This window comes from Hymenobacter terrenus (assembly GCF_000972495.1).
GTDB classification, from domain to species: domain Bacteria; phylum Bacteroidota; class Bacteroidia; order Cytophagales; family Hymenobacteraceae; genus Hymenobacter; species Hymenobacter terrenus.
This window is the reverse complement of the sequence record NZ_LATM01000002.1, coordinates 313,180-335,576: the sequence shown is the minus strand read 5'-3', so window position 1 is coordinate 335,576 and position 22,397 is coordinate 313,180. Positions and strand designations below refer to the sequence as shown.

The following is a 22,397-nucleotide window of genomic DNA, read 5'->3' as shown; positions in this document are numbered from 1 at the left end:
GCTAAACAGCCTCAACACGGATTACCGACGACCCAACACAAACGAGACGGTTGACCAACCGATAATCCGCAAAATCTGAGTAAGTGCGGTTAAATCCGTGATTAGAGCTTATAGCTCAGGGTGGCGGAGAAATTGCGCGGTGCGATGGGATTCACGCTATTGTCATCGTGCAGGTTATAGCTCAGCTCGTCGAGGAGGTTGGCCATCTTCAGGCGCAGCTGAACGTTGCGGTAGTTGTAGCCCAGCGAGGCATCGAGGAGAAAATAGTTGGGAACGGCGATGTACTTATTCACGTCACCGTTAGCGAAGGGCTTGCCATCCGTGGGGTTCACCAGGCGCGGGTTGCGGCCCGCCAGGCGGTCGCCCACGTAATAGCTCGTCACGCCCGCCGACAGGCCTTTCAGCCAGCCTGTGGTGGCGAGGCCCTGGCCAAAGTTGTAGAACAAGCTCAGGTTGGCGGTGTGGGCAGGGTTGTAGCGAAGGCGGCTGCCTTCGGCGTAGAGGTTGCTACGGGTGTAGGCGGTGTGGTTGTAGCTGTAGCCCGTAATGAAGGACCAACCTTGGTAGGGCTTGCTTTGCACATCCACTTCCATCCCCTTGCTGGTCACCTGGCCGGCCAGTTCCTGAGCATTGTTGGGGTTGGGCTTGTCGCTGGTAGGCAGAATGGTCTGGGCCTGGTTGCTGTTCACGATGCGGTAGGCCGTTACGTTGGCCGACAGTGCCCCCTGAAACAAGTCGTTCTTGATGCCCACTTCGTACTGGTCAATCAACGATGGGGGCAGGGCCTCGTTGTTCGCATCCACGCCCGAGTTTGGGGTAAAGGAGTTTGAGTACGATGCAAATATTGCTGATGTCTTGACGGGCTGGTACATTAGGCCCAGACGCGGCGAAAAGGCATTATCGTAGCGGCGATTCTCCCTAACAGTCACGGCCGGCGATGTGGCCGTCAGGCTGGGGTACGTATACACGTCGCTGGGGGTCTCCTGGTAGCTCCAGCGCACGCCGGCCAGCACTTTCACGTGCTCGATAATGCTAATCAAATCCTGCACGTAGAAGCCGGCACGGCGGGTATTGCCCAGCGTGCGGGTATTGTAGCGTAGGTCGTTGTAGCCGCTCACGGCCTTAGCGGGCTGGCGCAGGGCGAGGTTTGGATTGAAAATATTGAGCGAATCGAAAGGCTGGCTGATGTAAGTCAGGGCATTGGTATTGTACTGGTCGGCATCGGCGCCTAGCAGCAAAGTGTGGCCCACACTACCGGTGCGCAAGGTGGCCGTCAGGTCCAGCTGGGCCGTGTAGTAGTTCTCGGTGGTAGCGGTGCGCTGCAAGTTGCGCCCTAGGTTGCCGTAGCGAACCGACTTGGGCGAAACCGCCGCAAACGTGGTGGGCCGGGTGGCACTGCGCAGTTTGTTGTCGTAGCGCTGAAATCCGGCCACGGCCCGTACCTGCCAAATGTCGCTCAAGCGGCTCGACAGGGTGGCAGTGGCACTGGTTTGCTGAGTAGCGTTACGGGCGTCGGTGGTATTCAGAAAACGCGTGCGCGACTCCTGAATCTGGTAATTGATGGCCCCAATGCCAAAGTCCGGCGTGCGGTTGTCGCGCAGGTAGTCACCTTCCACCACCAGGCTGGTTCTGGGGCTGAGCTGGAAAAGCAGCGACGGGTTGACGTAGACTCGGTTCGACTGCACGACGTCGCGGAAGCTGTTGGCTTGTTCGTAGGTCCCGTTTAGGCGAAACGCTACTTTGTTGCTCTGGCCTACGGCGCCGTACACGTCAAACATGGGCTTCACGAAGCCAAAGCTGCCCACGCGCAAACCCACTGAGCCGCCCCGCTGAAACTGGGGCTTTTTGGTCACAATATTCAGTACGCCACCGGCCGCCACGTTGCCGTACAGAATAGCCGCGCTGCCCTTCAAAACCTCCATGCGCTCCAGCGAGCTGACCTCCGGCATGATGCCGTTGTTGAAACGGACACCGTTTTTAAAGGTATTGGCGCTAGTGTAAGCAAAGCCCCGGCTGGCAATTTCTTCCTGTGTGCCACCCGTCGCGCCCATCACGTACACACCGCTCACGTTGGTCAGCACGTCGCTCAGGCGCAGGGCCTGCTGCTGCTCCAGCACTTCGCGCTCAATGGTTACGGTGCTCTGAGGGTTGTCGAGGGGGGCAATGGGTAGCTTGCCCAAACTGGTGGGGCGCTGGTTCATGCTTTTAGTACCAGTCACGGTTACCTCGTTCAGTTGCTGCTCACCGCGCGCCAAGGTCAGCGGGGGGAATTCTGTGATTTGGCCATCCTTCACTTCCACCGGCACTTCCTGCGCGGCGTATCCAAGGCCACTCACCAGCAGCACATGCCAGCCCGCCGGGGCCTTCAGCTGAAAGCGGCCGTCCGCGGTCGGCGTGGTGCCGCGCCCACTCCCCTTTAGGCGCACCGAAACCTGGTCGGCCGATTGCCCATCAGCCAGTGTTATGCGGCCGGCGACTGTTCCGGCCGAACCATTACGATGCTCGTGCTGCCGATGATGGCCATCGGATTGCGCTAAACCAATAGCTGGTGCGAAAGTAGCAGCGAGAAGAAGAGTATGTAGAAGGTAGCGCATGGGCTTATTTAGAACGATTCAAAATATGCTGCAAAGGTGCGCGTTATTTAGAATCATTACAAATAAAATTTTTCACCCTAGCCTAAGTTCTTCGTGGCTATTCTGCCTTATAAGCCTTGGGCGCAAACCATAGCACTTTGATTATCAATAGAAATGCCCGGCTATTAGACCGGGCATTTATATTAGACAGCCTGCAGCGCAGATTAGCTAGACAACCCACAGGGAGACTGTGGCTGGCTGCGCTGCTACTTTATGAGTAACCACCTATTCAATAGCTCCGCAGCTAGCTGGCAACTAACTCGGTTTCCTGCTTGGCGGCTGTAGGGGCCAACGCAAAGGCTTCCGCCAGCAACTCGTAAGAGCGGAGCCGGTCCTGAAAATCGGCGGTGATGGTGACGGCCGTTATTTCATCCACGGCGTAGTCAGCCGCTATTTTGCTGAGCTGGGCATGCACCTGCTCGGCGGTACCACTTACCACGCGGCCGCGGTTGTGGCGCAGGTGGGCCTCATCTTCGGCCGAGAAGTGGTAGCTGCGCATCTCCTCCCGCGTAGGAAATGCGCCGCGCTCGCCCTTGCCGAAGCGAAGCAGCACTAGGTCCATGGCGGCGCGTAGCTCCTGTGCCTTGTCCTCGGTGTCGGCACAGAGGACGAACACGGCCACATTGGCCAGCGGCGCGGTCAGTTCCAGAGAGGGCCGGAACCGCTCGCGGTACTGGTGAACGGCCTGCGGGCCGCCGTGGCCATTGATAAACTGCGCGAAGGAAAACGCCATGCCCAGATGTGCCGCAAACAAGCCGCTCTGGCCACTAGAGCTCAGCAGCCACAACTCCGGCGCGGCGGGGGCCTGCGGAATGGCCATCACCCGCTCGTGAATGGTGTCGGGCACTTTTTCGTCGCGCAGATAGGCTTGCAGGTCAAGCAACTGCTCCACGAAATCCTGCTCGCTGAAGGTGTTGCTGGGGTTGAGGGCGTGGGCCGTGAGGCGGTCGCCGCCGGGGGCGCGGCCCATACCCAGGTCGATGCGGCCGGGAAACAGCGTCTCGAGCATGCGGAAGTTCTCGGCCACTTTCAGGGCGCTGTAGTGGGGCAGCATCACGCCACCCGAGCCCAAGCGGATGCGCTGGGTCTGGCTGCCGAGGTGGGCAATGAGCACCTCCGGCGTGGACCCGGCCAAGGTATTGGTACTGTGGTGCTCAGATACCCAAAATCGGGTGTAGCCCAGGCGGTCGGCTAGCTGGGCCAGCTCCACGGTTTCGAGAACGGCCTGGCGCGCCGTGGCCCCCGGCCGAATGGGGGACTGGTCGAGCACATTGAGGCGAAGTTTCGGGGATGTTGTCATGTTCACAAGGAATAGAAAGCTGAAACCGATGGAGTGGCCCAGCGGTTTCCCAGCGCCTTGCATTATCCTCATTATCCGACTACATCGGCCCGGCTTGCTTCATTACCTCAGCCTTTCATCCGGGCTTAATTGCCCACCAGTTTCTCCTGCCGATGGCGGCGCCGAAACTCCGTGGCCGTGCTTCCCACGCGCTGTCTGAAGGCTTTATTTAGGTGGCTTTCGTCGGTGAAGCCTACTTCGTCGGCAATCTGGGAAATGGTGAGGTCGCTGAACTGCAGGCGGGCTTTCACTAGGTTCAGCTTGTAGGAAAGGATATAATCCTTGATGGTTTCCCCCGTTTGCGTCTTAAAATACTGGCTGAGGGTGGTTTTCGACTTGTAAAACGCTTCGGCAATGGCTTCCAGGCGCAGCTTATCATTATCATAAATGTGCTGCTGAATGTAGCTGCTGATGTCGTACGCCAGGTTTTGGGGATGAGCCACGGTGAACTCCAACCGGTTGTTTTCCTGGATGGCGCGGGCCACCTGGTGCAGCAACAGTGCCACCAAGTGCTGCACCATCGCCTCGTGCAACACGGGCTGCTGCTCCACTTCGGCCATGAGGCGGTGCATGAGTTGCTGCATCCATTGCCGGTCGGCGGGCTGCCGCACCGGCTCCCCGTTGGTTTGGTTATGGTTTAGGAAGATATATTCCAGCTGCTTGTGCATAGAGCCGGCATCAGAGGCCGAAGAGCGGGCCGAGTTGCGGACGTACAGCTCCGTGACCACCAGAATGCAGAAGCGGCTGGGCTCGTGCACAACAAACGTGTGGGCATCGTGCGGAGTGAGCAGGTACAGGCTGCCCGGCCCGTAGGAGTAGCCGTTGCTGTTGATGGTGTGCGTGCCACGGCCCTTCAGCACGTAGATAATCTCCAAAAACTGGTGGCGGTGGGCCGGTAATTCCCACTCGTCGACCTCGTAAATCGTCAGGTCCAGCGCTTGGTGGGTGGATAGGGTAATCATGTGGTCGTTTCTACCGGTTATTCCGGCTTTTTTACCTGTTGCGGACCTGGGCATCGCCCGAATTTTGCATCATCGAAACGGACAAAATTTCCCCGTTTCACCAGCCCCGATGCACCGTTTGTTTTGCACCATTTTCCTGGCAGTAGCTACACTGTCAGCTTCCTGTGCCTCCGATTCGCAAGCCGTTCGCCCAGACAAGGGTCAAGTGTACGTCTTCGAAAGCGACGCCAGCGGATTCAACACGAAAACCGTTTTCTATGACGACGGCCAGCAGGTAGTTGCCTTCGACGCGCAATTTACCGAGGGAGCCGCCGACCAGGCCATCGCCTTCCTCAAGCAGAAAACCAGTCACCCCATCAAATATCTGGTAGTCACCCACCCCAACCCCGACAAATTCCTGGGCGTCCCGGCCTTCAAGAAAGTGGGGGCCACGGTCATCATGTCGGAAGAAACGGCCCGGCACATGCCCGCCGTGTACGACTACAAGAAGTACTACTTCGTAAACATCGCCAAGTCGTTCACCGATAGCTCCTTTCCCAAGCCCGTTACGGCCGACAAAACCTTCGCCGATACCTACACCATCCCAACTGCCGGCGGTGGCACCATCGAGCTGCGCGAGCTGCACCAGACCGGCATCTCCAGCAACCAGACGGTGGCCTACATCAAACAAGCCAACACGTTGATTGTCGGCGACCTGGTGCATCATCGTGCGCATGCCTGGCTGGAGGGTCCCATCGTGGAGGGCAAAGCTGCCTACCGCACCCAGCCCTGGGTGAGCGTCCTGCAAAGCCTGCAAAATCAATTCCCCACTACGGCCACCGTGTACGGGGGTCGTGGTGAAGCCGCACCGGCCGCGGTGGCCTTCGCCGACCAAATTAAATACCTCACGCAAGCCGAAACCATCACCCGGAGCTACGTCGAGTCGCTGCCCGGCAATTCGCTGACCGAAAAGAAGGCCAAGGTGGATTACGCAGCCCTCACAAAGGCTTTTGAGCAAGCCTTCCCCGGCTACGGCCTGAGCTACATGATAAGCTACGGAGCTTATGGACTGGTAGGCAGCTTATAATGACCGTGACATACCACGAGGCGTAGATTGCTAAGAAGTAATGGAAGACCAAGCGGGGTAGACTCGCTTGGTCTTTTTCGTTTTAGTATTTGAAGTTCCAGCCCGTCCTGCATTTCGGCAAACAAACGAGCCTCTTCTTGCTTAGCCACTCAACTTCTTAACTTATTCTGGAATGAGCGACCAAAACTTCGTAATCCTGTCAGTGGCGGACGGCACTGAAATGCGCGCCTACACGGCTTTCCCTTCCAGCACGGGTCCGGTGGCCGGCATTATTCTACTTCAGGAAGCTTTCGGCGTGAACCACCACATCCGCAGCGTAGCCGACCGGCTGGCGCAGGCGGGCTACGCCGTGGTCGCGCCCGAGCTGTTTCACCGCACGGCTGAGCCGGGGCTGGAAATCCCCTATTCAGATTTCGCCAGCGCAAAGCCGCATTTCAATGCCATCAACAGCGAAGGCCTGACCGCCGACTTGCAAGCGGCCCACAACTGGCTGACAACACAGCCGCTGGTGGTGGCCGAAAAAATCGGCAGCATCGGCTTCTGCCTGGGCGGGCGGGTATCATTTTTCGCCAACGCGGTGCTGCCGCTGGCGGCGGCGGTGTCTTACTACGGCGGCGGCACGCACCAGCTGAAGGACCGAGCCAAAGACCTGCACGCGCCGCACCTCTTCTTCTGGGGTGGCTTGGATGCGCACATCAGCAAGGAGGACATCACCCAGGTGACCGACGCGGTATCCGCAGCCGGCAAGCCGTTCATCAACACCGTCATTTCCTACGCCGACCACGGTTTCAACTGCGACGAGCGGCCCAGCTACAACGCCGAAGCTGCCGCCGAAGCCTGGGCGCTGACGTTGGCGTTCTTTAAGGAGAAGCTGGGGGCGTAAGGGAGTATCCAGAACATTTCACGGAACGTCATGCCGAGCACAGCGCCGCATGACGTTCTTTTTGCATTTATACACCTAAACAGCCACTGGCTCGGCCACTGCCTACCGCCCCAGGTACTGCGCCATGCTGCTGGCGAGGATAATCTGCAAGGCGTGATAGAGCATGAGGGGAAGCAAAATCAGCCCAGTGGCGGCGCTGGCTGGGAAGAGCAGGCTTGCCATCACGCTGCCATGTACCAATGACTTTTTGGAGCCGCAGAAAACAGCCACAACCTGGTCGGCACGCGAAAAACCCAACGTCCGGCTCGCGCTCCAGATGACGCCGAACACCACCAGGTACAGCCCCACCATGCCCGCACTCAGCTTTACAACGTCGGCGGGCTGGTAGCGGCTGAAAATACCCTCGGCGAATGAGTCGCAGAAAGCAGTGAAGACGATGAGCAGGATGGTGACTTGGTCGAAGATGCGCAGGCGGGCTTTTTGGCGCTCGGCGAAGACGCTAAAACGGGAATTGAGCAATATCCCCGCTCCTACTGGCAGCACCACTTGCCATAGCAACTGCCCTGCCAGGCGCCACAGCTGACTGCCTCCCGTGCCGGTGTGCAGAAACCAGCTTGTGAACAGCGGCGTGAGCAGAATGCCCAACAAGCTGGAAACACTGGCGTTAAAAATGGCCGCCAGCAGGTTGCCGCCCGCAATGCTCACCATCACCACCGACGTGGAAACCGTGCTGGGCAGCGCGCACAGAAAGAAAATGCTCTGCCAGAGCAAGTCCCCTTTTTCGGCTCCAAAAAATGGCCGCGCCAGCAGGGCCAGCGCCGGAAACAGTCCGAATGTGGCGAGCTGCACGAGCGTGTGCAGCCGCCAGTTGCGCATGCCGGCACGCAGCTTTTCGACACTCAACTTCAAGCCATAGAAAAAGAACACCAGGGCCACCCCCACGGTAGTAATGGTCTTCCAGGGCACGGGGCTGGCCTTGCTGCCCAGGCCGGGCTGGAAGTAGGCCAGCGCGACCACCCCAATCAAAGCCAGCAAAAACCAATCGAGGCCGGCACGGACCAGCAGGGTGACGAAGCGGTTGGGAGTGGACGCAGGAGTTATCGGTTGGCTCATGCGGCACATACGCCAGCGCAAAGCTTACGACCATGCTTCGGGCTTTAAAAAGGCGAAAAGTCAGCCTGGCTGGTGGCGCCTTACGCGCAGGGAGCGTGCCCAGGCTGCGACGACTTTCGCTGGACGTTCTTTACTGGTCGCCGGCCCCGCCACCGCCCAGGCCGGGCGGCGGAGTGCCCTGCACACCCTGCGCGTTGGGTACGCCCATTTTCTCTTCGCGTTTACGCTGGTACTTATCAAATTGCGCGGGGACCAGCACGTCTTTGATAGCGGAAAGGCGCGAGCTACTCACGCTTTCGATGACGCCGGCCAGCTTGCGTGGGTCGGTGCGGTAGCGGATGCGGGCTGACTCGACCGCATCGATGCTACGGCGGTTGATGACGCGCACTTTCTCGGTTTGCTGGGGCGAGAGGGCCAGGTTTTTCTGCATATTGGCCGTGAGGGCGTTGGTCTTGGCATCGATTACCTCATCGGAAGGCGGCGCGACGGCCGGCGGGGCTTCGGCTACCGGCGTGGTTTTGGTTTTAACGCTGGGCTGCCCCGCGGGCTTCACTTTGGTTTTGACCGTGACCGGGGAAGAGGATTGCGCCAGCACAACAGGCGCGGCCGCTAGCATTAGCAACGAAGAGAGCAACAACAGTTTCATCAGAGGGGGACGGGGAAACACTATCACAGAAAAGCGGGGGCAAGGGCGGGGTAAATATCGGGTGGAAAACCCTTCCCGCTGCCGCCCCAACGCGGTGTTAGCCACGTTTCGTGCCAGAGCAGCCCACAAAAACCGAGTACCGGGCGCGGCAGCGCAACCTTTAGGCCCCTTTTGGCATACAATCGACTATGAAACACGACAAACGCACCAACAAGAACTGGCTGCTGGCCGCCGGCCTGGGCGCTGCGGCGCTGGCCGCCACCCTCTGGGGCAACCGCCGCGGCTCCTACGACCTCAATGGGCGCGTGGTACTCATCACCGGCGGCTCGCGCGGGCTGGGCCTGGTGCTGGCCCGGCAGGCCGTGGCCGAGGGTGCCCGCGTTGCCATTTGTGCCCGCGACGAAGCCGAGCTGGCCCGCGCCCGCCAGGACTTGCTGCTGGTTGGGGCGGCCGAATCCGACGTACTCACCCTCGCCCATGACATCACCAACGAGGCCGCAGTGCGCACCATGGTAGCCGAGGTCGAGCGTCGTTTTGGCACCGTAGATGTGCTGGTTAACAACGCGGGCATCATCCTCGGGGGCCCGCTCGACAACATGGACTCGCGCGACTACAAAGACTCTATGGCCATTCACTTCTGGGCGCCGCTGCACGCCATGCAGGCGGTGCTACCCGGCATGCGCCGCCGGGGCGAGGGCCGCATTGTCAATATTTCGTCGCTCGGCGGCAAGGTGGCGCTGCCGCACATGGCCCCCTACAGCGCCAGCAAATTTGCCCTAGTGGGCTTGTCCGAAGGATTTCGGGCCGAACTCAGGCAACATGGCATCAGCGTGACCACGGTGTGCCCCGGCCTGATGCGCACCGGCAGCCCCGACCACGCCCTGGTAAAGGGCCAGCAGAAAAAAGAGTTTGCTTGGTTTACCATTGCCGGCTCGCTGCCTGGCCTCACGATGAGCGCCGAGGAGGCGGCCCGCCAAATCTGGAACGCCTGCCGCCGCGGCGATGGTGAAGTAATCCTCTCCCTGCCGGCCAAATTCCTGGCCGCTTTCCACGGTGTTCTGCCCGGCACCACCACCGACATCCTGAGCTGGCTAAACCGGGCCCTGCCCGCCACCGGCGAAAGTGCCGCCGCCAACGTGCGCCGCACCGGCTTCGAAAGCGAAACGAAAATTACCCGCTCGCCCCTCACCACGCTCACCCGCAAAGCCGCAGCAAAGAACAACGAGCTAAACCCCGACCCCCAATAGCCCAGCTTACCCTTCGGCCCGAGCCGTAGGCCCGGTAACCGCGCCCGTAAGTCCCTCCCCAAACCCGGTAGGTCTGTCCCCGCTGCCCGTATGCTCGGCTTCGGCACCAGTACGGGCAGCTTCTGCTCCCTAAAGGCCGTCAACCATGCCCGTAAGCTCAGAAACAGTTCCCGTACGCTCAGAAACAGCAATTTTTTAGCTTAATATTGTATTTTATTCAGTAAAACAATCTACAAGGCCTCGAACTGCTAGCCCCAACGGAAGGTCCCGTTGGGGCTGGAAGGAACAAAATCCTGAGGGGGCAGCATCCGGTAGACGAGCCCCACCAATGGGCGGCGCATCGGCTTCAAGCGGGCATAGGTCCTTATCCCGGCTACTAGTCGCACCCACAAAGCGACAAGGAACAACGAGCAGTAAGACCGAACATCATAGCATGAGTAGCACTTCGGCCCGCGCTGGGATAGTTGCGCCAGAAATTTCTGCGCGAGCCGAAGCACCGCTTTGGGAATACTAGAGCCTGGTGGGTGCATCTTCGCGCCATGCATTTCCCCGTTGAGCTTGCGCTGGGCCCGGCGCGTCTGCCCGTACACCTGCTGTGCGAAGCGCTGGCGTACACATTCGGCTACCGCCTCTACGCCCACTTGCGCGCCCGCAAGGCCGACCCCATCAGCAGCGCCCACCGCCAATGGATTTTTGTGGGTGCGGCCGCCGGCGCCCTGCTCGGCTCGCGGCTGCTGGGGCTGTTGGAGCACCCGGAGTTGCTGCTACACCCGCCCGGCGGCTGGCTCTACTATTTCACCAATAAAACCATTGTGGGCGGCTTTCTGGGCGGCCTGATTGGTGTAGAGCTGACCAAAAAGCGCTTGGGCATCACGGTTTCCAGTGGTGACCTCATGGTGTTTCCCCTGCTGCTGGGGCTGGGCATCGGGCGCATTGGCTGCTTCCTGAGCGGGCTCGAGGATGGCACTTACGGCACCGCCACGGCCCTACCCTGGGGCATCAATTTTGGCGACGGCATCCGCCGCCACCCCACCAACCTGTACGAACTCCTGTTTCTGGCAGCGCTGGCACTCTTGTTGGGGCTACTGGAACGGCGCGGGCCTTTGGCCGACGGGCGGCGGTTTCAGCTGTTTCTGAGCAGCTATTTGCTATTTCGGCTGCTGGTGGAATTTATCAAGCCCACGGCGGCGCTGCCGGGGCTGGGGCTCACGGCTATACAGTGGGCCTGCGTGGCGGGGCTGGGATATTATGCTTGGGCGTGGCGCAGAAACAACGGCTTACCGCTGGCTCAGTAAATACTTAACACCGCTGCTTTGGTCAGCTCCTATTCATTGGCAAAGTCCTTTTTTGCGTAGCACTTGTGAAGCCTTTCATGCTTTGCTTAAGCTATTTAATAACTGACTATACCCCCGTTTCTTATATTTTTCTCGTTGCCAGCACCTCGTTTCTACTTGGCGTTTTGCCCACCGGTATCAGGGTTTTAAAATATTTTTGGCTTTTCTCCGTCATAATTGATGCGCATTGGGCGACTGGCCTACGTATGCGCTAACGGAACTGCCCTTGCGAGGTGTGGTTCATTCTCCATTCTAAAAGCTTTTATGCGATTTTTTAAACTGCCGCTGGCCTTGGTGCTGTGTGGCCTGGCCCAGACTGGCGCTGCTCAGGTAGCTGCCGACTCTGCTTCCAAAGCGGCCACCTCTACCGGTGGCCCTAATAAAAAAAAGACTGGTAGGTTCGCCCGCTTGTTTGCGCCCAGCGAAAAGCCGAGCTTTATACCTTACCCATCCGTGTTTTCGCAGCAGGAAACCGGCTTGGCTTTCTCACTCAGCATGCTGCCAGTATGGCGCTTTGGCGAGGATACGACCACGCGCAAATCGAACGCACGACTGGGCGGCTGGATTAGCCAAAAAGGCCAGACTTCCCTGCAGATAACCCACAACATCTTTACAAAGGGCGAAAAAGTCTATCTGCTGGGTGAGGCTAGCTACTACGACGTAAACTACTTCTACTACGGCATCGGCAACAATACGCGTAAGGTTGACGAATCGCAAGTGGAGTACACGACGATTATTTTCAACCAGCGAGTAATGCCCCGCATTGCGCCCAATTGGTTTGCCGGATTACAGTACCGCTTCACCAACCTGCGCAACATCAAGTACGACGAGGCCGGCGAAGAAGGAGGGGCTAATAAGTTTCGAACCGATTTGGAGACCGGCCAACTATCGGCGCGCGAGGGTAAGGGCGGTAATACGTCAGGCTTTGGCCCGGCCGTGCTTTACGACGGGCGCGACAACGTGCTCGCCACCTACCGCGGCCAGTACCTGCACGCTCACGGCTTGTTTGTGGGCAAATATGCGGGCAGCGACTACTCATTCAACCGCTACCAAATTGATGCCCGGCACTTTCAGCCACTCTTTAACAATACCAATACCATTCTGGCGATGCAGTACCTCGGCCAGTTCCATACTGGCGGGAAGGTGCCATTCCGCGAGCTGAGCGCATTTGGAGCCGACCTGGGCGGATCCATCTACAATTACGCCACGCTCATGCGCGGCATTTACGAAGGCCGGTTCCGCGACCGGCAGATGATGACTTTTCAGGCCGAGGTTCGCCAGAAATTGTTTTGGCGCATTGATGGGGCCGTCTTTGGGGCGGTGGCGGAGGTCACGAATAAATTCTCGGACTTTTCCCTTAATGATACCAAATTCGCAGCTGGCTTTGGCGGTCGCTTCCGCTTCAACCGCCGCGACCGGCTGAATCTCCGACTCGATTACGGCATCGGCTCGGGCGGTAATTCCGGGGCGTACTTCGCAGTGGGCGAGGCCTTCTAGTGTATTAGCCGCACCGTTTTCTTTACCAATAATAGCCGGTATCGCACCCGATAGCGTCGGACCGAGCAGGGCGGCACATCGGCAATTCAAAGTTTCATTTTTGTAATTCCTAGAAGCCTGGGGGCGTCATTCGTAAGCGAGTGTTGCCTCCAGGCTTTATTGCTTCCGTTCAGCCGCAAAGTTGGGATATTTGATGCGCTTCAAGTCCCCTCTATCAAAGTTTGCATTACTTTTCGCCGAACATTTGTAGCAGCGCAAATACTCGTGCCGCTGCCGTCTAGGGCGATTATCGTCAGCGGTGAAACTTCGAGTAATAGAGCTTTGCATCATTTAAGGGTATTTCAACCGCTTTCTCAGCCATCACTATTTCTGTAAATTCAATGCCCGAACGTCCCTACACCTACTACGATTTCACGCTCAGCCTGTGCCCGCAGTGCCTGCGTCGCATCGAGGCCAAAATAGTCTTTGAGGATGGGAACGTGTTCATGCTCAAGCGCTGCCCCGAGCACGGGCGACAAAAGGTGCGCATCGCCACCGACATTGAGTACTATAAGGGCATCCGCAACTACGTGAAGCCTAGCGAAACGCCGCGCCGCTTCAACATGGCCACGCATTTCGGCTGCCCGTACGACTGCGGCCTATGCACCGACCACGAGCAGCATAGCTGCCTCACGGTCATCGAAATAACGGACCGCTGCAACCTCACTTGTCCCACCTGCTACGCCGAAAGCAGCCCCACCCACGGCCGGCACCGCACTCTGGCAGAAGTAGAAGCCATGGTGGACCTGGTGGTGGCCAACGAGGGCGAGCCCGACGTAGTGCAGATTTCCGGCGGCGAACCCACACTGCACCCGCAGTTCTGGGAAATCCTGGACATGTGCAAGCGCAAGCCCATCAAGCACCTAATGGTGAACACCAACGGCGTACGTTTGGCCAAAGACGAGGCCTTTGTGGCGCGGCTGGCCACCTACGCCGGCGCCTTCGAGGTATACTTGCAGTTCGACTCCTTCCGCGAAAACGTGCTGCTGACTATGCGCGGCCGCGACCTGCGCGAGGTGCGTCAGCAGGCCATTGAAAATCTGAATAAGTACAACCTGAGCACCACGCTGGTCGTGACCTTGCAAAAGGGCCTGAACGACGATGAGATGGGCGACATCATTGACTACGCCCTGAAGCAGCGTTGCGTGCGCGGCGTCACGTTTCAGCCCACCCAGGCAGCCGGGCGGCTCGATAATTTCAATCCGGAAACTGACTCGTTCTCACTCACCGAAGTGCGCCAGGGCATCATCGCCCAAAGCCCGGTTTTCACGGAGGCCGACCTGCTGCCGGTGCCCTGCAACCCCGACGCACTGGCCATGGCCTACGCCCTGAAGCTGGATGGCGAAGTCTTCCCCCTCACCCGCTACATCGACCCCGCCGAGCTGCTCACCAACAGCAGCAACACCATCGTGTACGAGCGCGACCCGCGCCTGCGCCAGCACATGCTCAAGCTGTTCAGCACCGCCAATACCGTGGATACGGTGGTACCGGAAATCAACCAACTGCTATGCTGCCTGCCGCAGGTTTCGGCACCGAATCTGGGCTACGAGAATTTATTCCGCATCATCATTCTCCAATTCATGGATGCGTGGAATTTTGATGTGCGGGCGGTGAAGAAATCCTGCGTCCACATCGTGAGCAAGGACCTGAAAATCGTACCATTCGAGACGATGAACATCTTTTACCGCGACGCGGAGAAACTGGCGCGGCTGGAAGAGCTGCGGGCCGAGCGCATCGGCATTATCTAATGGAAACACCCAACCCAGTTCCCCCCTCTCCTGTGACTTCGCGCTTCAAGCGAACCGGGGTCGTACCCGGTAGGGTTTGTCCCGCAAAAGACATATGAGGATTCCCCAATACGCGGTTATGTTTGATTATCTACCCATTGTACCCCAATGAAGTCCGACTCTAATCAGAAACCACCGGATGACAACCGCAGTTTGAAGATACCATTGCTCCTAAACGTGGGGCTGATACTGCTGCTAGCGCTGCTGGCGCACGGGTTTTCCAGTTTTAACACTCCCAACCATTACGACGAGGGTGAAGCTGCTCTGGTGTTGTTTTTTCTGTTAGTCGGTTTATTCCTTCTTGATGTAGTAGCCGTGTTCGTAGCGCTCCTGTTGGGTAAGCGGCCTTGGGTTCGGGGCTTTTTACTGGCGGGGCTGCTGGTGTTTTTAGTGGGCCTTGGCACCTGCGGGTATTCAGTAGAACACTTGCATTTGGGCGGGAATTAATGTTTTAAATAGGAACCCTTGGGAAGCGCAATATATTAAAAATCAGAACACAGCTGCTGTTTCTTGTGGAAGATGTAGGAAGATATTGCCTAGCCAATACCTTCCTACATCTTCCGTATCAGGTTGAAGCTTACCGTTACTTTATACAGCCTCTTGGGGGTGCAAAAGCTCGGTCAGCGTGGCCGGGTCGGCGTTGCCGCCGCTGATAATAAGCACGGTGTGCTGGCTGGGCGGCAAGGTGGCGCGGTGGCGCAGTAGCGCGGCCAGGGTGAGTGCGGCAGTGGGCTCAACCACCAGCCGGGCTTCGAGCAGAAAGCGGCGGGCCGCGGCGCGCAGCTCGGCCTCACTCACGGTCACGATGTCATCGGCGTACTGCCGCAGGTGGGCGAAGGTCAGCTCACTTACGGCCAGGGTACGGACCCCATCTGCTAGGGTACGGCTGGTCTGGGCGGCGGTCCACGCTATTATTCGGCCGGCCCGCAACGACTCCTGAGCATCAGCAGCCAGCTCGGGCTCTACGCCAACAACTTTCACACTCGGCTTCAAGGCTTTGAGGACCGCCGCTACCCCGCTCAACAAGCCGCCACCACCCACGGGGGCCAGCACCAACTCCACGGCCGGCAGGTCGGCGAATATTTCCAGGCCTACCGTTCCCTGGCCGGCTATTACGTGGGCATCGTCGAAGGGCGGGACCAGCACCGGTGGCTCGGCGTACCCGGCCAGCAGCTGGGCGGCTATCACCTCGCGCTTTTCATGGGCAGGGTCGTAGAGTACGACCTCAGCGCCCAGGGCCCGGGTGTTCTCAATTTTCACCCGGGGCGCATTGGTGGGCATGATGATGGTGGCGCGTATGCTCAGCTGCCGCGCCGCATAGGCCACGCCTTGGGCATGGTTGCCACTGCTGTAAGCCAGCACGCCCCGCGCCCGCTCCTCAGCAGTGAGCGCCATGAGGCGGTTGCCGGCGCCCCGGATTTTGAACGACCCGATTGGCTGTAGATTTTCAGGTTTGAGGTAGACCTGCTCGGGGCCTAACTCGGGCAGCATCATGGGTAGTAGAGGGGTGTGCCGGGCCAGGCTCCGCACCCGCTGCTGGGCCTGCTCGATGTCGGTTAACGTAATGAGTTGCATAGAAAAGGTAGTGTTGTTAAAGCCAACCGTTGGTGAAAGTTTATTTTGAGTTTGCAATCAAGTCGGCCATGCCTTCATCGTGTGGGCACTGCCGGGCTTCCAAGCCTTTCACCACTCCGGCCCGGTTGCGCTCTGGCTGATTTTGGCTGACTTTCCACTTGCCTTCCAAGCGGGTGATGGTTACTTCGATACCAACTACGGCAGGCAACAAGCTGTCGATAAACGAACCAGGGGCATCGGTTAGCTGCCAAGGCTCGGCACTGCTGGCCTCGTGCAGGGTCGTGAGCCGCTCCATTTGTTCACGCACCCATTGAGCGTCATCAATAATGCGCAGCGTACCGTAGGCGTGCACCACGGCATAGTTCCAGGTTGGAACCACCTTGCCGGTCTCCTTTTTGGTGGGGTACCAGCCCGGGGTGAGGTAGGCATCCGCCCCCTGGAAAATAATCAGGGCTTCCGTCTCGGGCTGAAAAGTGCGCCACAAGGAATTTGCTCTGGCAATGTGGCCTTGCAGCGTCCCATATGGCGACGGCTCGGCAGCCAGGAGTAGCGGAATATGATTGGCTACCAGCCCATTGGTCGTCGCGACAACCACACTGGCCAGTGGACAGGCCCGCATCAAGTCGTGCATTACATCGACGCGGGTTTCAGCAAAATGAGTGGGGATATACATCGTAACTGGTGGAGGGTGAAGTTTCCGGGTGTTTGTTCAGCCTGCCAGAGCGGGCGACACGAAACCAGCAAAATACTGACTAACAAAATTTACTGATTCTTTCTGCCGGGCCGGAGCACCAGTTCTAAGTCGACAGGAAAATAACGCCGCTGGGTTGGAACTTGTGCATGACGCCGGAAAAACAAGGACCGTAATGGAAACTCAAAGGTCTTATCTTCGGCAAAAGAAAACCAGATGCAATTTTTGCTTAATAAACCAGCTCAGTTTTGCCCGCTCTGTTCCGTTACCGCCAGCTAGCCAACGTATTTGCCCAACAGATTACTCAAGGCTTGCTACGTCCCGGCGACCGGCTGCCCTCGGTGCGCCAGGTGAGCCGCGAGCAGCAGGTGAGCCTGACCACCGTCTTTCAGGCGTATTACCTGTTGGAAGCCGATGGCCTGATTCAGGCCCGGCCGCAGTCGGGCTATTATGTGCAGGCGGCTCGCACCCCGCCAGGACTGCTGCCCACGCCCAGCCGACCGGCGATGGCACTGCACGACGTCTCCGTTACCCAAACCCTGCTCGGACTCGCCCAAAGCTGGAACCGACCGGGCCTCATTGACCTGGCCGTGGCCGTGCCGTCGCTGGCTTTATTGCCCCAAGCGGCTCTCACCAAATCTTTATTAGCCGCCGTGCGCGCCTTGCCCGACAGCGGCTTGAGCTACCCGGCAATGACCGGCAACGCTTCCCTCCGACGGCAGATTGCCCAACGCGCCAGCCAGTGGGGCAACGCCATCAGCGCCGACGAAGTCATCGTGACCAACGGCTGCATGGAAGCGCTGGTGCTGGCAGTGAAAGCCGTGACCAAGCCACACGATGTGGTAGCCGTGGAGTCGCCAACGTATCATGGGATTTTACGGGCGCTGGAAGGTATGGGCCTGCGTGTATACGAATTGCCGACCGACACCAGCACCGGCCCCGAGCTGCCCGCTCTGGAGCAAGCCCTCCAAACCACGTCCATCAAGGCTGTTGTGCTCACCACCACCTTCAGCAACCCGACCGGAGCCTGCATGCCCGCCGAGCACAAGCAAGCCCTGGTAGAGCTGCTAGCCCGCCACGAAATACCACTTATTGAGGACGACGTGTATGGCGACCTGCATTTTAGCGGCGTCCGCCCCGTCACGTGCAAAGCCTTCGACCGGCAGGGCCTAGTAATGCTGTGCTCTTCCCTCTCGAAAACGCTGGCGCCGGGCTACCGCGTGGGGTGGGTACTGGCCGGCCGGTTTCACGCCGCCGTATTAGCCCAGAAAATGATGCACAGCGGCCGGTCCGGGGCGCTCAACCAAGCAGCAGCAGCCGACTTTTTAAGCAGCGGCCGGTACGCCAAAAGCCTGCCTCGGCTGCGGGCTGCCCTACGCCAGCAAGTGGCCGCTTATCGGGAAGTGGTGCGCGCCCATTTCCCGGCGGGCACGCGCGTGAGCAACCCCCAGGGCGGCCTGGTTCTTTGGGTTGAGTTGCCCCCGGCTTATTCGGCCATGGAATTACTACGGCAAGCCGCCGATGCGGGCATCATTTTTTATCCGGGGACCGTCTTCACCACCCAGGAATTGTATGGCAATTGCCTGCGGCTGGCGTGCGGACAGCCGTTGGAGCCTCAGATAGCGCAGGCCTTGCAAGCACTGGGGAAGCTGGTGATGGGCCAGGCAAAAGGTGACTTGCCCGCAAAAAGCAAAGTTGATACTGCCCGGCTCAATTAGCTCCCGGTGCGGGCTGACACTTTGGACATGTGTAAGTGGCCCGGCCACCCACGTAATATTTATCGATTTTCACCTTGGCATGGCGCGGGCAGAAGGTGTGCGCGTCGTCGCTGCTGGGCGTGGCCGGCGTGTCCCATTCGCGGGCATGGATGAGAAAGGAGGCCGGAAAGTGGCGGTAATTAGCTTCCTGACTGATAGCGGTATTCAGCACCAGCTGCACGGCGGCATGCAGGGCCTCACCCTCTTTTTCGGTGAGGGAAACACCCAGCCGCTCGGGGTGAATTTTGGCCTGGAACAGCACCTCATCCACAATCCAGTTGCCGAGGCCGGCGGTAATGCTTTGGTCAAGCAGTAGGGGTTTCAGCAGCGTTTTGCGGCGGGCAAGCTTCTGGTGCAGCTCAGCGGCGCTGATGTCGAGGGCGTCGGGGCCGAGCTTCTTGGCTTGCTGGTGCGCGGCGGCACTATCGGCGAGCCGAATGCGGCCGAATTTGCGCGGGTCGATGAAAGCCAGGCGCAGGCCCGAATCTTCGAGGTGCAGGGCAACGCGGGTGAAGCGCGGGGCATCGGGCTCGTCGCGGTAGGCGCCCACGTCGCCGGTCATGCCGAAATGCAGGACCAGCACTTTCCCGTTATCCAGCTCCAGGAAGCAGTTTTTGCCCAGGCGGCTGGTGCCCGTAATGGTGCGGCCCAGCAAGCCGGCGCGGAGCTGGTCTTCGGGCGTGGCCAGCACGTGGGCATCGTTTACCTGCACGGCGGCAATGGTTTGACCCACGGCCAGTTCGTCAATAAAGCGGCGGTACGTTTCGACTTCGGGTAGTTCGGGCACAGACGGAAAGGATGGTACGGTTTAAGAACACTTGAAACATCATGCAGCGCACGGCGAAGCATGACGGCCTAACAGCCCAAACCTCAACCTAGTTGCAAAAACCTATTACCAATCCCCGCGCAATCTACCATCCAGCACCACCACACCCGTGCCGCCAATCTGCACCGTCTCAATAGCCTCCCGTGGGCCGCTGACGCGCACCAGCACCGTGCCGGCGCGGCCGAGGTCGTGCCCTTGCTCCGCCAAAAAATCAGGGGTATCGAGGTAGCCATAGTGCCACAGATACGCAGCCATGCCGCCCGTGGCCGAGCCCGTTACGGCGTCTTCGACCACATCAGGCGGGGTGCCGAAGTGGCGGGCGAAGGTGTGCCCCGCCGGTGTGGCCCCACCCAGGCAAAACAGGTGCGGGCTGAAGAAATCACTCCCGGCGCGGTAGCGAGCCAGGGCGGCAGGGTCGGCCACGTGGGCGCGGCGCAGGGCAGCAGGGTCGCGCACCAGCAGCATCAACTGGGGCGTGCCGGTGCTCACCGTTCGGATAGGTGCCCCCGGCAGCAGGTCGGCGGGCACGAGGCCGAACAGCGGCAATACCACCTCCGGGGCGTGGACCGCCCCAAATATGGGCCGGCGCTGGGTCATCCAAATCAACGGCGGCTCCTTGCCGATGGCCGGCAACACCTCGACCTGAATGGGGCCATGCAGCAGATGCAGCTTGATAACCAGCGGTTTCCCACCGACGGGCAGCTGCACCCGGCCGGTGTGGAGCAGGGCCGTGACGGTGGCAATAGTAGGATGCCCGGCGAGCGGAATTTCCTCAGCCGGCGTGAAAAAACGCACGGTGAATTCGGTGCTGCCGGGCGCGGCCCGGTCTACAAAAGCGGTTTCGGACTGGTTGAACTCGCGTGCCAGCTGCTGCCGGGTGGTGGGCGTCAGCGCGTCGGCGTCGAGCACCATGGCGCAGGGGTTGCCACGCAGGGGCTGGGTGGTAAAGGCATCGACGAGGAGGAAAGGCAGTTGCGGCATGGAGGTGGAAAAACGGTGGAATGCGCCGCGAAGGAACGGCTTACTCAGCAATCGGCGGAAGGCTTACTCTGCGCGGCATCTTTGTCGAAGCGCGAGACGCGGCGCGGGGTTACTCGGCGAAGGCTTGCAGCTTCTACTACAGGGCGCACCAAGATGAGCGTTGACCGGCGAGGTGACGCAGCGAAGGCTGCGTCCTACACTATTTGGGCGTTGAAAATGCAGGATAAAAAGGGCTGGCTGCATTTTAACCTTTAACTCTTGATTTTTAGTGATACATGAGCTTTTAAATACTTTCTTTCGGCCAGAAGCTTTTGGCGCCCCCGACGCGTCTTGTATAATCGAGGGCGTCCGATGCCCAGGCACTGCTACTATTCATGTCAGCCACTCCCGACCTCGACATCCTGCTTGCCCGCTGCCTCCGGCGTGAACCGGCGGCCCAACGGGCACTTTACCTTCGCTACGCGGGGCGGATGCTGGGCATTGCGCGGCGCTATGCCTACACGGTCCCGGAGGCGGAGGATATTTTGCAGGACGCATTCGTGAAGGTATTTACCCACTTGGGCGAGTACCGGGCCGGCGGCTCTCTCGAAGGCTGGATTCGACGCATTGTCGTGACCACGGCCATCAGCCACTGGCGCAACGGCCGGCTGCGCCACGCCAACGAGGCCCCTCCGCTCGAAGAAGTGCCGCGCTCGATAGTTATCGACGCCGTGGCCCTGGAAGGGCTGAAAGTGACCGAAGTACTGAAACTGATTGAGCGCCTGCCCCACGGCTGCCGCGTAGTGCTGCTGCTATACGCGGTAGATGGCTACTCGCACGGTGAAATCAGTGAGCTTCTTGGTATCCAGGAGAGTACCTCTAAAGCCCAGCTCAGCAAAGCCCGCAAACAGCTCGCCTTACTCTATAAACGTCAAAACGATTTCATCCGATTATGAGCTCAACCCCCGAAGAGGACCTGATAGACCAGTCGTTACGCGACGCTTTTCAGGACTACCACCTGCCACCCGTCGGGCACATGCACGTCTGGGCTGGTGTGGAGGAGCGAATTGCCTCCCTACCTACCCCAAGCAAAGGCCTCCCCTATCGACTGATAATTCCCATCACGGCGGTGTTAGGCGTGACGGTGGGCTGGCTATTGCCCCGCCCCGCCGCCTGGCAAAGCCCCCCGCCAGCGGCCCCCGCCGTGCCACCCGTCATGCGGGTCACCAATGCACCCGCCGCAACCTGGCCGGCGGCTCCCACCACGGATTCAGAGTCAAGACAAGCCAATACGGCGTTTGCCACCAAACTCGCTGAGGCGGCTGCGGTCATTAAGCCCAGTAACTCGAAACCAACGTCTAACCTACCCGCTCGAAAGCGCATGGCGGCAGCAACTATTGCTCAGGCCGGTAGCCCGGCGGCTCCCGCTGAAGCCACGCCCGACCCAGCCCTGCCGATTTCGTCTGATTCGGTGCCGAACAAGGAAACCGCAGCAGCCACAATCCCCAAGCCCCAGCCAACCGTAGATGGCGCCGACAGCACCCTGGTTGCCCCCGCCGGCGCCGTGGTTCCTAACCGGACTGCTCCCATTCCACTACACGCCGCCAATTCACCAGCCGCCCCCGAAGTCATCACCAAACGCGCCGCCAAAACTTCGAAGGAGGGGCGCAACGATGAGAAAATAGTATACCGCAAGCCAACTCACCGTCAGCCAGAAGGTAAAAACGGTATCCGCCGGTGGTTTTCGCACCTGACGCAAGGCCTCCACAAGATTTTCTAAGCGAATGGATTAACCCGCTACTCTTTATATAGCCACCTCTTTCTGCAGTCAATAGCTTATCTGATAGTTTGCTAACGTTTCTTATTATGATTTCATCTGAAAATGAGTTGCCCAGCCTACCTGTCCTCCCTAATTCTAGTGCCGCGAGCGATTGGCTCTGGCTGTGCGTTATGTTGCTCTTGTTGGTAGTAGGCCGGTCAGTAGGCCCTGGGCAGCGGAACACTGCGGCCAAGCCACGACCCACCCGTTTCCTCCAGCCATC

Annotated in this window: 19 protein-coding genes; 10 read left to right on the top strand and 9 right to left on the bottom strand. The window is 59.3% G+C overall.

The genetic code is table 11. The features are described from left to right. Positions 1-101: 101 nt before the first annotated feature. From WX88_RS05915 to WX88_RS05905, 3 genes are all read right to left on the bottom strand, one after another. Positions 102-2,594, bottom strand: a complete 2,493-nt coding sequence (locus WX88_RS05915; RefSeq protein WP_052732391.1) for a TonB-dependent receptor — start codon at positions 2,592-2,594, stop codon at positions 102-104. A 283-nt stretch (positions 2,595-2,877) separates the two neighbouring features. Then, complete coding sequence (locus WX88_RS05910) at positions 2,878-3,933, bottom strand: LLM class flavin-dependent oxidoreductase (protein ID WP_046243390.1); 1,056 nt, start codon at positions 3,931-3,933, stop codon at positions 2,878-2,880. 125 nt (positions 3,934-4,058) lie between these two features. Continuing rightward, complete coding sequence (locus WX88_RS05905) at positions 4,059-4,934, bottom strand: helix-turn-helix domain-containing protein (protein WP_046243389.1); 876 nt, start codon at positions 4,932-4,934, stop codon at positions 4,059-4,061. Positions 4,935-5,043: 109 nt separating this feature from the next. Between WX88_RS05905 and WX88_RS05900 the strand changes: the two genes are divergently transcribed. Together WX88_RS05900 and WX88_RS05895 are read left to right on the top strand one after the other, a co-directional pair. Next, positions 5,044-6,000, top strand: coding sequence for an MBL fold metallo-hydrolase (locus WX88_RS05900; protein ID WP_046243388.1), 957 nt, complete (start codon positions 5,044-5,046; stop codon positions 5,998-6,000). A 172-nt stretch (positions 6,001-6,172) separates the two neighbouring features. Continuing rightward, on the top strand, positions 6,173-6,883 hold the full coding sequence (locus WX88_RS05895; protein WP_046243387.1) for a dienelactone hydrolase family protein: 711 nt from the start codon (positions 6,173-6,175) through the stop codon (positions 6,881-6,883). Between the two features lie 102 nt (positions 6,884-6,985). Here WX88_RS05895 and WX88_RS05890 read toward each other — a convergent pair whose 3' ends face one another. Beyond that, on the bottom strand, positions 6,986-7,996 hold the full coding sequence (locus WX88_RS05890) for a bile acid:sodium symporter family protein (RefSeq protein ID WP_046243386.1): 1,011 nt from the start codon (positions 7,994-7,996) through the stop codon (positions 6,986-6,988). A 130-nt stretch (positions 7,997-8,126) separates the two neighbouring features. Then, positions 8,127-8,642, bottom strand: coding sequence for a hypothetical protein (locus tag WX88_RS05885; protein ID WP_052732390.1), 516 nt, complete (start codon positions 8,640-8,642; stop codon positions 8,127-8,129). 188 nt (positions 8,643-8,830) lie between these two features. Here WX88_RS05885 and WX88_RS05880 point away from each other — a divergent pair, with 188 nt between their 5' ends. The 5 genes from WX88_RS05880 to WX88_RS05860 all read left to right on the top strand — a co-directional run bounded on the left by WX88_RS05880 (position 8,831) and on the right by WX88_RS05860 (position 14,993). After that, positions 8,831-9,889: an SDR family NAD(P)-dependent oxidoreductase gene (locus WX88_RS05880; RefSeq protein WP_046243385.1), complete on the top strand. Its 1,059-nt coding sequence runs from the start codon at positions 8,831-8,833 to the stop codon at positions 9,887-9,889. A 539-nt stretch (positions 9,890-10,428) separates the two neighbouring features. Continuing rightward, on the top strand, positions 10,429-11,184 hold the full coding sequence (locus WX88_RS05875; protein ID WP_046243384.1) for a prolipoprotein diacylglyceryl transferase: 756 nt from the start codon (positions 10,429-10,431) through the stop codon (positions 11,182-11,184). Positions 11,185-11,487: 303 nt separating this feature from the next. Beyond that, on the top strand, positions 11,488-12,720 hold the full coding sequence (locus WX88_RS05870; RefSeq protein ID WP_046243383.1) for a BamA/TamA family outer membrane protein: 1,233 nt from the start codon (positions 11,488-11,490) through the stop codon (positions 12,718-12,720). A 380-nt stretch (positions 12,721-13,100) separates the two neighbouring features. Further along, a complete protein-coding gene (locus tag WX88_RS05865) occupies positions 13,101-14,507 on the top strand; it encodes a radical SAM protein (protein ID WP_046243382.1) in 1,407 nt (468 codons plus the stop codon). Between the two features lie 147 nt (positions 14,508-14,654). Then, positions 14,655-14,993, top strand: a complete 339-nt coding sequence (locus tag WX88_RS05860) for a hypothetical protein (RefSeq protein WP_046243381.1) — start codon at positions 14,655-14,657, stop codon at positions 14,991-14,993. A gap of 141 nt (positions 14,994-15,134) precedes the next feature. Here WX88_RS05860 and WX88_RS05855 read toward each other — a convergent pair whose 3' ends face one another. Then, the gene (locus WX88_RS05855; RefSeq protein ID WP_046243380.1) at positions 15,135-16,121 is read right to left on the bottom strand and encodes a threonine ammonia-lyase; all 987 of its coding nucleotides are present in this window, start codon (positions 16,119-16,121) and stop codon (positions 15,135-15,137) included. Positions 16,122-16,161: 40 nt separating this feature from the next. Next, on the bottom strand, positions 16,162-16,794 hold the full coding sequence (locus tag WX88_RS05850; protein ID WP_046243379.1) for an FMN-binding negative transcriptional regulator: 633 nt from the start codon (positions 16,792-16,794) through the stop codon (positions 16,162-16,164). 266 nt (positions 16,795-17,060) lie between these two features. On the opposite strand from WX88_RS05850, the gene WX88_RS05845 reads away from it, so the two are divergent. Further along, positions 17,061-18,530 carry an aminotransferase-like domain-containing protein gene (locus WX88_RS05845; protein WP_052732389.1) on the top strand — a complete coding sequence of 490 codons (1,470 nt, stop codon included), beginning with the start codon at positions 17,061-17,063 and terminating at the stop codon, positions 18,528-18,530. Here the strand turns inward: WX88_RS05845 and mutM are convergent. Both mutM and WX88_RS05835 read right to left on the bottom strand, forming a co-directional pair. Then, complete coding sequence (gene mutM / locus WX88_RS05840; RefSeq protein WP_046243378.1) at positions 18,523-19,356, bottom strand: DNA-formamidopyrimidine glycosylase; 834 nt, start codon at positions 19,354-19,356, stop codon at positions 18,523-18,525. The two genes, WX88_RS05845 and mutM, sit on opposite strands and share 8 nt — an antisense overlap. A 105-nt stretch (positions 19,357-19,461) precedes the next feature. Further along, complete coding sequence (locus tag WX88_RS05835) at positions 19,462-20,376, bottom strand: PhzF family phenazine biosynthesis protein (protein ID WP_046243377.1); 915 nt, start codon at positions 20,374-20,376, stop codon at positions 19,462-19,464. A 374-nt stretch (positions 20,377-20,750) separates the two neighbouring features. On the opposite strand from WX88_RS05835, the gene WX88_RS05830 reads away from it, so the two are divergent. Both WX88_RS05830 and WX88_RS05825 read left to right on the top strand, forming a co-directional pair. Then, a complete protein-coding gene (locus WX88_RS05830) occupies positions 20,751-21,311 on the top strand; it encodes an RNA polymerase sigma factor (protein ID WP_046243376.1) in 561 nt (186 codons plus the stop codon). Further along, positions 21,308-22,135 carry a hypothetical protein gene (locus WX88_RS05825; RefSeq protein WP_046243375.1) on the top strand — a complete coding sequence of 276 codons (828 nt, stop codon included), beginning with the start codon at positions 21,308-21,310 and terminating at the stop codon, positions 22,133-22,135. The genes WX88_RS05830 and WX88_RS05825 overlap by 4 nt, the downstream gene beginning before the upstream one ends. The last annotated feature ends 262 nt before the right edge of the window (positions 22,136-22,397 follow it).